11 protein-coding genes are annotated in these 11,693 nt (G+C 46.7%); 9 read left to right on the top strand and 2 right to left on the bottom strand.

The genetic code is table 11. The annotated features are described in order from the left end of the window. Positions 1–21: 21 nt before the first annotated feature. Both tgt and yajC read left to right on the top strand, forming a co-directional pair. Positions 22–1,161, top strand: coding sequence for a tRNA guanosine(34) transglycosylase Tgt (tgt, locus tag G358_RS0122300; RefSeq protein ID WP_026342407.1), 1,140 nt, complete (start codon positions 22–24; stop codon positions 1,159–1,161). A gap of 33 nt (positions 1,162–1,194) precedes the next feature. Beyond that, on the top strand, positions 1,195–1,512 hold the full coding sequence (gene yajC / locus G358_RS0122295; protein WP_019639482.1) for a preprotein translocase subunit YajC: 318 nt from the start codon (positions 1,195–1,197) through the stop codon (positions 1,510–1,512). A 97-nt stretch (positions 1,513–1,609) separates the two neighbouring features. Here the strand turns inward: yajC and G358_RS0122290 are convergent, their stop codons facing one another. Next, entirely contained in the window at positions 1,610–2,005 is a 396-nt protein-coding gene (locus G358_RS0122290) for a TIGR04086 family membrane protein (RefSeq protein ID WP_019639481.1), read from the bottom strand. Positions 2,006–2,209: 204 nt separating this feature from the next. Here G358_RS0122290 and G358_RS0122285 point away from each other — a divergent pair, with 204 nt between their 5' ends. Next, on the top strand, positions 2,210–2,965 hold the full coding sequence (locus G358_RS0122285) for a YetF domain-containing protein (RefSeq protein WP_033404326.1): 756 nt from the start codon (positions 2,210–2,212) through the stop codon (positions 2,963–2,965). Between the two features lie 3 nt (positions 2,966–2,968). On the opposite strand, the gene spoVB is transcribed toward G358_RS0122285, so the two are convergent. Then, positions 2,969–4,561: a stage V sporulation protein B gene (gene spoVB, locus G358_RS0122280; protein ID WP_019639479.1), complete on the bottom strand. Its 1,593-nt coding sequence runs from the start codon at positions 4,559–4,561 to the stop codon at positions 2,969–2,971. A 201-nt stretch (positions 4,562–4,762) separates the two neighbouring features. Between spoVB and G358_RS0122275 the strand changes: the two genes are divergently transcribed. From G358_RS0122275 to G358_RS0122255, 6 genes are all read left to right on the top strand, one after another. After that, positions 4,763–5,017, top strand: coding sequence for a post-transcriptional regulator (locus G358_RS0122275; protein ID WP_019639478.1), 255 nt, complete (start codon positions 4,763–4,765; stop codon positions 5,015–5,017). A gap of 131 nt (positions 5,018–5,148) precedes the next feature. After that, positions 5,149–6,402: a protein translocase subunit SecD gene (secD, locus tag G358_RS31880; RefSeq protein ID WP_019639477.1), complete on the top strand. Its 1,254-nt coding sequence runs from the start codon at positions 5,149–5,151 to the stop codon at positions 6,400–6,402. Further along, on the top strand, positions 6,392–7,294 hold the full coding sequence (gene secF / locus G358_RS31875) for a protein translocase subunit SecF (protein ID WP_019639476.1): 903 nt from the start codon (positions 6,392–6,394) through the stop codon (positions 7,292–7,294). Before secD ends, secF begins: the two co-directional genes overlap by 11 nt. A gap of 101 nt (positions 7,295–7,395) precedes the next feature. Then, a complete protein-coding gene (locus G358_RS0122265) occupies positions 7,396–8,355 on the top strand; it encodes a cation diffusion facilitator family transporter (RefSeq protein ID WP_019639475.1) in 960 nt (319 codons plus the stop codon). Between the two features lie 48 nt (positions 8,356–8,403). Next, on the top strand, positions 8,404–10,827 hold the full coding sequence (gene recJ / locus G358_RS0122260) for a single-stranded-DNA-specific exonuclease RecJ (RefSeq protein WP_019639474.1): 2,424 nt from the start codon (positions 8,404–8,406) through the stop codon (positions 10,825–10,827). Between the two features lie 66 nt (positions 10,828–10,893). Beyond that, positions 10,894–11,406 carry an adenine phosphoribosyltransferase gene (locus G358_RS0122255; RefSeq protein WP_019639473.1) on the top strand — a complete coding sequence of 171 codons (513 nt, stop codon included), beginning with the start codon at positions 10,894–10,896 and terminating at the stop codon, positions 11,404–11,406. Positions 11,407–11,693 lie beyond the last annotated feature (287 nt).

Raw genomic sequence — 11,693 nt, 5'->3', positions numbered from 1 at the left:
TTAAGAGGATGGTTGATTATATTGGCAGCAGCAATAACCTACGAACACATTAAGACATGCAAGCAGTCCGGCGCCCGGCTGGGACGGGTTCATACGCCGCATGGCGTGATCGAAACGCCGATATTTATGCCGGTGGGTACCCAAGCGACTGTGAAAACGATGAGCCCTGAAGAGCTGAAGGAAATGAATGCGCAAATTATTTTAAGCAATACGTATCATTTGTTTCTGCGGCCGGGACATGAAATTATTCGTGAGGCGGGCGGGCTGCATAAATTCATGAATTGGGACCGGCCGATTTTGACGGACAGCGGCGGATTTCAAGTGTTTTCATTGAGCGAGATGCGCAAAATAACGGAGGAAGGGGTGCATTTTCGTTCTCATTTGAATGGAGACAAGCTGTTTCTGTCACCGGAGGTGGCCATGGAAATTCAGAACGCCCTGGGCCCTGATATTATGATGGCTTTTGACGAATGTGCTCCTTATCCGGCAGAATACGACTATGTAAAAAAATCGATGGAACGCACCTCGCGCTGGGCGGAACGCTGCCTGAAAAGTCATGCCCGGCCCCACGATCAAGGACTGTTCGCGATCGTACAAGGCGGTATGTTTGAAGATTTGCGCAAACAGAGTGCAAAGGATTTGACTTCACTGGATTTCCCGGGGTATGCTATTGGTGGATTGAGTGTAGGTGAGCCTAAACACTTGATGTATGAGGTGCTTGATTACACCGTGCCTTTGCTCCCAACGAACAAGCCCCGTTATTTAATGGGCGTGGGATCGCCTGATGCATTAATTGAAGGCTCCATTCGGGGAGTGGATATGTTCGATTGCGTACTGCCCACTCGGATTGCCCGTAACGGTACAACAATGACGAGTCAGGGCAGACTGGTCGTGCGCAACGCTCAATATGCTAATGATTTTGGACCGCTGGATCCAGAATGCGGCTGCTACACTTGCCGTAATTACTCCAGAGCTTATTTGCGGCACCTGATCAAGAGTGATGAGACATTCGGTCTTCGATTGACTACATATCACAACCTGTACTTTTTGATTAACCTGATGAGCCAAGTTCGTCAGGCGATTATGGATGACAGGCTGCTCGACTTCCGGGATGAGTTTTTTGAGAAGTATGGCTTGTTTGGCAATGAGAAAGGTTTTTAGGAATAACAGATATTAGGCGAAAAGGGGATATGTATGTACCAATATTTAGCAGCCGCACCTCCGACGGCAGGAAATTCGATTCTAACTTTGATTGTTCCGTTTGCCATTATGTTTATTGTCTTCTACTTTCTGTTGATTCGTCCTCAGAAGAAGAAGCAGCAAACTCGTAACACGATGTTGAGAGCGCTCAAAAAGGGTGATAAGATCGTGACGATTGGCGGATTGCATGGCACGATTGTATCGTTGACCGAAGATACGGTCATTCTTCTTGTAAATGACGCGACCAAGCTGACCTTCGAGCGTAACGCCATCAGCCATAGCGTCACTTCGGAAGCTACATCCGAATCATAATCATCTGCATGCTACACAAGTCAGAAATAATTAGAAGAGCCTGTTGCAGGCTCTTTTTGCTTTTTTTGGCAGCCAGTAGTTTGATATGCTCCTATACCTAATTTTTCTTTCGCAAATTGACCCCAAACATGCCGCCTAAAGCGCCGGTGAGAACAGCGGGGAGAAGTAAAGAAAGGTCGGTCAGACTAAGTGAATTGTCCAGAGCAAGGAAGCTGATGCACAGAATGATTATGCCATAAAAAAGCCCCGTGAGAGAGCCTTGGTACCATCCCTTATGTCCGGCCCGCCTTCCGGAGGTGACCCCTCCTCCCAATAAGGCTGCTGAATGTACGATATAAGTATGCCAAGTAAGATTGTGCTCTTCCAGTACCCCCGTTTGCAGGAGCAGAGATAAGACGAAGGCTCCGATCATCATCCATAAGAACGCGTACCATAAGCCGGAAAGGGTGGGGTGTGAAAGCCGGAATGACATCAAGCGGCGGAAGAAATCCATGGCTCGTTCCTCCTAATTAATTGATATGACCATTGTATGGTCAAGCCCGCAGGTTTATTACAATTGAGAAAAAAATTTTGCAAGCAATGAAAGGGCTAAATTGCCAATGAAGCCGCATTTTGAACAAAACGTGCTTCGCATGGTTATCACTAGAGAAGGCCAGAATATCAGTATAATGCTTTGCCCGTACCAGGTAAATTTGTTATGGAGGGAATCGACTTGACTGATCATCTCATTTCGCTTGTACTTCGAACCGTACTCATGTATTTCTCAGCATTTGCTGTGATGCGAATAATGGGGAAAAGAGAAATTGGCGAATTATCGATCTTCGACTTAGTGATTTCAGTTATGATTGCCGAAATCGCCGTATTTGCGATTGAAGATATGCAGCGTCCCTTATATGACGGATTTGTTCCTATGCTGACCCTGCTTTTCATTCAAATCGCCATTGCAATGATATCGCTCCGCAGCCGTCGTATTCGCTTTTTGTTTGACGGGAAGCCGAGTGTCATCATAGAGGATGGCCGAATTAACCGGCAAGAAATGAAAAGACAGCGTTATAATCTCGATGATCTGCTTATGCACTTGCGAGCCAACAATATTGATAATGTGGCTGATGTGGAGTTTGCCGTGCTGGAGACGAGCGGGCAATTGAGTGTTATGCCCAAAAACTTAAGAGAATTTGGCAGCGATAGCGACTGCCAACGCAATAAGGATAGCGAAGCATGGGAAGATAAAAAAAGGAACCCCGTGCTCCCGAAAATCAGATATGAGGAAATCCCTTTGTCGCTTATAATGGACGGCAAAGTTCAAAGTGAGAATTTGGACAAAATTGGAAAAACCCGTTTTTGGTTGAAAAATCAAATTCAAGCAAGAGGCGTTAAGGACTTCAAGGAAGTTTTTTTCTGCTCGATCAACCATCAGGGAAAATTATATATTAATTTATTGAATAAATATTGAAGGCTATCGGAACCATCTGCGCAGCAGCGGAAGCCTCCGCAAATCATGCAGATCGATAAGTCCCATTACCCCGCATAAAACAACGTACAGAACACCTGAAATTATAGCGGCAGCGCTGAATTGCAGGACCGGGTACGGGCTGAATTGAATTTCGCGGAATAAATAAGCAGCGGTTCCGGCCATAATGATCATGCCGCAAACGACTTTGGAAATATCGAAGTAAGGCAAATGGTAACGCAATTCCCGTGTAACGCTATATCCGTGCAGGAGAGTTACGACGATAAAGTTGGCGATGATGGCTATAATAGCGCCATAGATGCCCAAATCGGGGTTGGAAGCAAGGTAAAGGATAAGGGATATTTTAATAATTGCACCGATTAACGTATTGAGCAGAGCGCGCCCAGGTTTATCCAAGGATTGAAGAGCCGCTTGAAGCGGAGCCTGCACATACAGAAACAGGGCGAAGGGGGCCATTATTCTAAGCATGCCGGCAATTTCGCCATTGTCATAAATAAGAATACATAACGGCTCTGCCAGCACATACATCATCGCTGCGAATGGCCCGCCTGTAACGAGAGCGAGACGAATTGATTGATGCAATCGCAAATGTATAGTTCGCATATCGCCCCGCGCCTGAGCTTCCGCCAGAGAAGGAACGAGTGAGACCGCTAAGGCAGAAGTAAGCGCTCCGGGAAGCAGCAGCAAAGGAATGATCATTCCTTGCAGCGCTCCATACTGTGCCGTGGCAACCGCTGTAGCAATGCCGGCAATGGCAAGGCTTTGCGCCGTAGTAATCGATTCGAACATATAGGATAATGAACCGACGAGGCGGCCTCCCGTAACCGGAATAGCAATGCGGAGAATTCGTTTTAGCGTCAGGGTAAACTGCCTGCTATTATTCGGGGCGGGTGCCTTTTCTAGTGAATGATCCGGTTCGGCTGCAGTCATAGATGCATGCTCTTTGTTACGGAATTTCCAATAATGCCACAAGATCACTGCAAGCCCGACTATTTCCCCGGCTGCTACGCCCAGCATCGCTCCAGCAGCCCCGAAAGCCACACCTTTCGGGAGCAGCAAATAAGAGAACCAAAGCACACAAATAATACGGCCTACTGTTTCTAAAATGGATGATGCTGCGGAAGGAATCATATTTTGCTTTCCCTGGAAATAACCGCGGAATACAGAGGATACGGCGACGATTACAATCATAGGACTCATGGCGATAAAGCTATAATATACCCGGGAATCCGTAAGAATATGACGGCTAACAAAAGGAGCGCTGATGAGCGATATAATGGTAAAGATAAATCCTGCAGAAGCAGTAAAAATTAGGCTCGTCCGCAGTATGGCGGTCGAACGATCGGGGCGGCCTGAAGACTCCGCTTCGGCAATAAGCTTAGCGACGGCAAGGGGGATCCCGCCGGTAATGATCGTAACCAGGACGAGGAAAAAAGGGTAACCAAGCTGGTATAGACCTACGCCTTCGGCACCGATAATTCGGGGCAGAAGAATGCGAGGAATGAAACCGAGAATGCGATTGACAATGCCTGCCGCGAGCAGGATCATCGTCCCTTGGATAAAGGTCTGTTTATTCAAAATGATACCCTCTTTCCAGAATTGAGCATTTTCTAGTGACAACTTGTCTGATATATTAATGGATATGCTGTGCCCGTCTAATCATGCCTGTTCTTTAGAGAGAGTTTATATAGACATTGAAGAACTTCGAAGCAGGAAATATGGCTATTCGAGTAGAATTAATTTATAACAGCTTATCTCGCAGGAAAGGGGCATCATGAAATGGATCAACAGGAGTTTGCCGAGAAGCAGTTGAACGAAACGATCGAAGCTCTATGCCGCAGCAAGGTAGAAGAATTTCGGCTAATAGGCTATGAACACGTGACCGTCACAGAAATCTGGGATTGCGTTAGTCATAAATATGAGAAAGAAGGCTACCCGGAGCTGCATCAACTGGTCAATGATATCCTTTCATTGAAATCTACCCAATTTATGAACTATATGACGTTATCCGCATTTCGTGGATCCCGTTTCTGAAGAAATGGGATTCTTTTTTTGCCCGGAACAGGGCAAGTTAAATAAATCGACAATATTTGATAAATTGACGCTCATTTCCTGCATCGCTATAATAGGAATATTGAGAATTCGAAAGGGGAACGAAGTACGGGATGAAAAGAATCATCGCATTCATAACCGTCGTGGTCGTCACAACCGCTATCATGGCTTGGACTAGTCCAGGTCTGCTGCGTAACGTACATCTTGGCTTGGATTTAAAAGGCGGATTTGAAATTTTGTATGAAGCCGAGCCTTTTGAAGCAGGTGCGAAAGTGACTAGAGAGTCTTTGCTGAAAACCGCTCAGAGTTTGGAGAAGCGGGCAAATCAGCTGGGTACTAGCGAGCCTGAAGTAACGACAGAGGGAACGAACCGGATTCGCTTGAAGCTAGCGGGCGTAACCGATGAGAACGAAGTCCGGAAATTGATGAAGAAGCCTTCTACTTTGACTTTCCGCAGTAAGGACGGTACGGAAACTTTACCCGAACAGTTTAAAAAAATTGAGCTGGTCGGCACCGACTTTGTGGAAGGGGCTGCCTATGTAGAAATGGACCAGCTAAATCAGCCGCAAGTCGTGATCAAAGTCAAGGATAAGGACAAATTCGCCCAAATCACGGAACGATTATATAATAAGCAATTGGCTATTTTCCTTGACGAAGAACTGCTGTCCGCCCCTACGGTGCGAGCGGTAATGACGGACGGAACCGCCTCAATCAGCGGAAGCTATACTAGACAAGAAGCGAATGATCTTCGTGATGAAATTAACCGCGGAGCCCTGCCGCTTAAGCTTTCAGAGAAATACTCACAAAGCGTTGGAGCGACATTAGGGAAGCAATCGTTGAAACAGACGGTTGAGGCTGGCTTAATTGCCTCCTTGTTCATTCTTATTTTCATGATAGGAATGTACCGGGTTCCCGGGCTGATAGCAAGCTTTGGCCTTATCGTGCACACTTGGCTGCTTATCCTTGTGTTCTCGCTTGCTGACTTTACCTTAACTTTACCAGGTATTGCGGCGATTGTTCTTGGAGTAGGTATGGCTGTAGATGCTAACATTATTACGAATGAGCGGATTAGGGAAGAAATGCGATTGGGGAAAAGCATTCTGTCTTCTGTAAAGGCTGGTGGCAAGCATTCCTTCCGTACGATTATGGACTCCAATATTACGACGATTATCGTTGCGGTTGTGATGTATATTTACGGGACGGGGGCAGTCAAAGGCTTCGCACTCGTCCTGATTGTAGAGATTGTGCTCAGTATCGCAACGAACATCTATTTCACCCGTTTCCTGCTCAACCTGCTGCTCAAAGCTGGCAAGTTGCTGCAACCGAAGTATTTCGGTGTAAAGGAGAGTGATATTGGTGAGCTTTAAGAGTAAATTGAAAAATTTGGATTATGTGCATATTAGTAGAGGATGTTATGCCATCTCTATTGCGTTAACAATTATTGGTGTTATTTGCCTGTCGATATTTGGACTTAATTACAGCGTTGACTTCAAAGCGGGCTCTAATGTGGATATTTCGTTGACCGAGACAGTCACGAAAGAACAAATTGAGCCGATATTACAAGAGCTTGGTATTGCGGAAGGGACACATGTTACCCCTGGTGCAGATCGGATCACGATTCGCTTTACGAAGGTGCTGGATGAAGATCAGGATCATCAGTTGAAGAACGAGATTCTGAAGCTCGACAGTGAAGCATCCTTTGAGGTTAATACCGTAGATCCGGAAATGGCTAGAGAGCTCGCGCGTAATGCCATGCTGGCGGTATTATGGTCTTGTCTTGGTATTATCGTATACGTCAGTATCCGGTTCGAATGGCGTTTTGCGGTCGCTGCCGTCGTATCACTTTTGCATGACGCCTTTATGGTTGTAGCGTTATTCTCCATTTTCCGTCTGGAAGTAGATTTGACCTTTATCATAGCGGTTCTTACGATTATCGGTTATTCGATTAACGATACAATCGTTATCTTTGACCGGATTCGAGAAAATTTACGCTTCAGCAAACTGAAGACACGTGAAGATTTGATTACTATAGTGAACAAGAGTGTGTCTCAAACGATTATGCGGTCACTTTATACAGCATTAACTGTATTTATTGCAGCTCTCTTCTTGTTGTTGCTTGGAGGAGCATCGATCAAAATGTTCTCTCTTGCCATGGTAATTGGGCTGTTGTTCGGGGCATATTCCTCGATATTTATTGCCAGCCCGTTGTGGTTTGTACTTAAGAGCAGGCAAAAAAACAAACCGGCCAAAGCGTCTTAACAGGCGGTTTAGGCATTTGCTTGGCAGGAGCGAAGCCGCGTCTCGACTAGGACGCGGCTTTGCCGCTCTTTACGGTCATAACGTGTTTCAGGAGGGTTAATATGATTCGCGAACAAGCTGTAACGTCTGATTCTGCCGCCTGGCTTGGCATTGTAAGCAATGTCACGCTGGCTGTGTTCAAAGGAGTCGCAGGCTTATTCTTTGACAGCCGCGCATTGCTTGCTGATGCGCTGTATTCAGCATCAGATGCAGCAGCGGGCATTGCCGAGAAAATTCAGTTGCCGAAAGCGATTGATAAGCAGAAGGCTTATCTGTACGGGGGGAGAAGAAATGGGACAGCAGAGCCCCTTATAGCGTGTTTTCTTGCGGTATTTTTGTTCATGGGTGCCCTGCAAGTCATTATCACTTCCATTGCGTCCATGTTCAGCGGTAATTTGATCGCTCCCGGATATATATCCGGGATAGCTATCGTCATTTCAATAGCATTAAAGGAAGTTATATTTCAAATTCAGCATTTTAAGCATAAGAATCAGCGGGAAAATTCTTCTCGTTCTTATATTGAAATGCACAGAAACTCCTTGTATTGTTCTGTGATCGTTCTTCTCGGCGTATCTGGCGCGATGGCTGGAGATCAATGGGGGGTGCAGGCGCTGCTGTATTTAGATCCGGCAGCTGCCCTGGCTGCAGCTTGCCTTGTACTGTGGAGAAGCTACCGCTTGATCACAGGTGCTCTATATGCCAGGGAACAATCTAACGTGCATAAAGAGGATAAATCGCAATACGTCGAAACAGTGCAACGGGTTCACGGCGTCATTACGGTGGACGAATTGAAATTGCAGGATAATGGCCATTATATTTCCGTTATCGTTATCATTAGCGTGAATCCCCGTATATCCGTCCTGGAGGCGAATCATATCGTCAATCGTGCCAAAATATTGCTGCTTAATCGCTTTCCACAGGTTAGTGATGTAAGCATTCAAGTGATGCCTTATGATCCGGGCTATCCTTACAAGAGCAATTATGAAGGATCAAATAATGATATGCCTACTCTGCTGCAATGAGCCAGTCAATGGCAGCAGCAATTGGGCAAGAAGGAAGGTGCTGGCAGGTTGCTTCAATCGAAGTACCGTTGGGTTGGTTTACATAGTGATGGCGCTGCTGCCGTAGCGTTAGCCAGGCAGCTGGAAATACCGGAAATACTAGCTTCTTTACTCGTAAGCCGAGGAATCGATAGCATACAAGCGGCGCAGCAATTTTTACAGGGAACGATTCATGATCTTTATGATCCCTTTATGCTAAGCGGGATGAAAGAGGCGGTAGAACGCATAAAGCGCGCAGTGGAACAGGGCGAGCAAATATTAATTTATGGGGACTATGATGCGGACGGGGTATCATCAACCGCTCTTATGATATGTTTAATGCGTCATTTAAACGCAAATTATGATTACTACATTCCACATCGGTCGAAAGAGGGATATGGGCTTCATATACATGCTTTGGAGCAGTTTCATGAGCGCGGTTTCACCCTTATAATAACGGTGGATACAGGGATTAGTGCGGTAGAGCAAATCGCTTATGCTCAAGCGCAAGGCATCGATGTTATCGTTACGGACCATCATGAACCCCCGGATACATTGCCGGCCGCTTACGCGCTTATAAACCCTAAATTGCCCTACTGTACTTATCCATTTAAAGGGCTTGCCGGTGTCGGCGTGGCTTATAAATTAGCCACTGCCTTGCTCGGGGCAGACACGCCTGCCGAATGGACGGAACTCGTTACGTTAGGGACAATCGCGGATTTGATGCCGCTTATAGACGAGAATCGCCTGCTCGTGACCGACGGTCTGAAAGCGATGGCATCTTCGAGCTTTCCAGGTATAACCGCCTTGATTCAAGCGTCTGGCTATTTCAAAGGCGAGATACAGGGAGATGTCTCTGCGAATAATGTAGCGTTTGGCCTGGCTCCCCGTATTAACGCAAGCGGACGAATGAGCCATGCTAATGAGGCGGTCGCTCTGTTAACAACGCAAAGTATGGAAGAGGCAGAGAAGATTGCCGAACAATTGGACATCCTGAATAAAGAGCGTCAGCTGCTCGTTGACAGCATCGTCCAGGAAGCAATTGCTCAATTGGAGCAGAAGGAAGCCAAGGGATCGATTCCCCATGTTATTGTTCTGGCTGGGGAGGGCTGGAATCCGGGGGTCATTGGGATCGTTGCTTCCAAAATATTAGATCGATACTACCGCCCTACTATAGTTCTAGGTATTGATCCGGATACAGGCATATGCAAAGGCTCGGCGCGTTCAATTCCCGGACTGGACATTTATGAAGCCCTAACCGAGTGCAAGAGCTTGCTGGACCATTATGGAGGGCACCCATCCGCCGCTGGAATGACATTGCACCGCAGTGAATTGGCCGGGCTTGAAGAGCAGTTGAACGCCTTTGCTGCCGGAGTGCTGCGAGAGGAGCATTTTGTGCCGGTCATGCACACGGATTTAGAATGCAAATTGTCAGACATTACGCTCCCTGTCATAGAGCAAATATCAGGCCTTGCCCCGTTTGGCATGGGGAACACTTGTCCCAGGTTTCTTATTCGCGGCGCCAGACTGCTGGAATGTAAACCTCTTGGCAAGGAAGGCAAACATATGAAGCTGATGCTGAACCAGAATGGCGCAATGATGGAGGCTGTTGCGTTCGGTAAAGGCGAGCTGGCTTATCATCTTACAGAAGAAGCCATTGTCGATATAGTGGCAGAAGCCGAGATCAACGAATGGAACGGCTCCCGCAAACCGCAGCTGCTGCTCCAAGATCTTGCCGTGCCGCATATTCAAGTGTTTGATCATCGGGGTTCCCACGATCCGGCTGCCGCTATGGATGAGGTTAGAAGCCGTCTTGTATCGCAGCGGTCGCTCGAACAGCATATGATCGCTACGGTTATGATGGAGCATACCAGCTTGCTCAAAAATAATGAATTGAACTCCACCCCTTATTGGATATATGATAAGGAAGCTGGTGTAATTCCGGGCCATGCGGCAGCCGGAATGAATGAACAGGGTCTACGTGATGTGAAAATACTATTTATTCTGGAAACGCCGGAATCTTCCGAGATATGGCATAAAATGATGGGCATGTTCTCATCGCTTGAAAGAGTGTATTTATTTCATTCGGCAAGGTCCCGTCAGGAAGCGATTGAACCGCCTTCGCGAGATACATTCAAGCAAATTTATGCGCTGCTCAGGCACCAGGCAGCCTCTCCCGTACGGGAGGATGAGCTGATAGCAGCTCTGATAGCGCGTACCCGTCTGACAAGGCGGATGCTGCTAATGACGCTGGAGGTATTTGAAGAATTAGGCTTTATTTATCGTCAATCGGGGATGGTTATAATGAATCCGGCACCGGTAAAGCAGCCGCTGGACTCGTCGCGACGGTATTTGGAATTGGGGGAGCTTGCTGAAATGGAGCAGATCCTGCACTTTGCCGGAATACCGCAAATTACCCAATGGCTGATGGCAAATCATCAAATTGTTTCGTAGCCATAGCATTTATTTTACTTGTATATAACCCTGCTGTTACGCGCTAACTATTAGGAGGAGATTGTATTGGATTTTAAAGATTACATTCGCGTTATACCCGACTTCCCGCAACCGGGGATCAGCTTCAAGGATATTACAACATTGCTTAACAATGGAGAGAAGTACCGCGAAGCAATCAATGAGCTAAAGACCATGGTGGCGGACTTGAAAATCGATCTGATCGCCGGTCCTGAAGCGCGTGGCTTTGTTGTGGGCGCTCCATTGGCTTATGCCCTTGGTGTAGGATTTATACCGATTCGCAAGAGCGGCAAACTGCCTTATGACACCATCGAGGTAGGCTACGATCTGGAATACGGTTCCGATCGCCTGGCCATGCATAGCGATGCTGTTAAGCCGGGGCAAAATGTCCTGATTGCTGATGATTTGTTAGCTACGGGCGGTACAATCTCCACATCGGTTAAGCTGGTGCGCGAGCTGGGCGGTAATGTGGTAGGAACAGCGTTTCTAATCGAGCTGAGCGAGTTGAACGGCCGGGCGAAACTGCCGGGTATCGATGTATTCTCCTTGCTGACTTATTAATGCAGCTATAGCGAGGCTGGGACAAAACCCTCCGCTAACGAAAAATAGCCGGCAAGCTTTTACGATGAGTAAAAGTTTACCGGCTTTTATTATTTTTGACGTAAAAAAGGACACCTTCTGATAAAATTAAGTTACCACACAAAATCCAATCAGAAAGAAGTGTCCTTATGTTTAAAGATTATAACATGAATCAATTGGTTTTGCCGCTAGATTTAGAAGTTAAATTACAAGAAAATGACATTGCTTTTTCGATCCACCATCTAGTCGACAGTATTCCACCCGATGCC

The sequence above is a fragment of the Paenibacillus fonticola DSM 21315 genome, from assembly GCF_000381905.1.
GTDB lineage: Bacteria > Bacillota > Bacilli > Paenibacillales > Paenibacillaceae > Fontibacillus > Fontibacillus fonticola.
Note: the sequence above shows the minus strand (reverse complement) of the source record. Positions and strands in the feature narration are given on the sequence as shown.

Excerpts from the sequence above, each read along its gene's own strand:
- G358_RS0122265 (WP_019639475.1), top strand. The coding sequence starts at position 7,396 with ATGATTCGCGAACAAGCTGTAACGTCTGATTCTGCCGCCTGGCTTGGC.
- secD (WP_019639477.1), top strand. The coding sequence starts at position 5,149 with ATGAAAAGAATCATCGCATTCATAACCGTCGTGGTCGTCACAACCGCT.
- G358_RS0122285 (WP_033404326.1), top strand. The coding sequence starts at position 2,210 with ATGGAGGGAATCGACTTGACTGATCATCTCATTTCGCTTGTACTTCGA.
- G358_RS0122290 (WP_019639481.1), bottom strand. The coding sequence starts at position 2,005 with ATGGATTTCTTCCGCCGCTTGATGTCATTCCGGCTTTCACACCCCACC.
- G358_RS0122275 (WP_019639478.1), top strand. The coding sequence starts at position 4,763 with ATGGATCAACAGGAGTTTGCCGAGAAGCAGTTGAACGAAACGATCGAA.
- yajC (WP_019639482.1), top strand. The coding sequence starts at position 1,195 with ATGTACCAATATTTAGCAGCCGCACCTCCGACGGCAGGAAATTCGATT.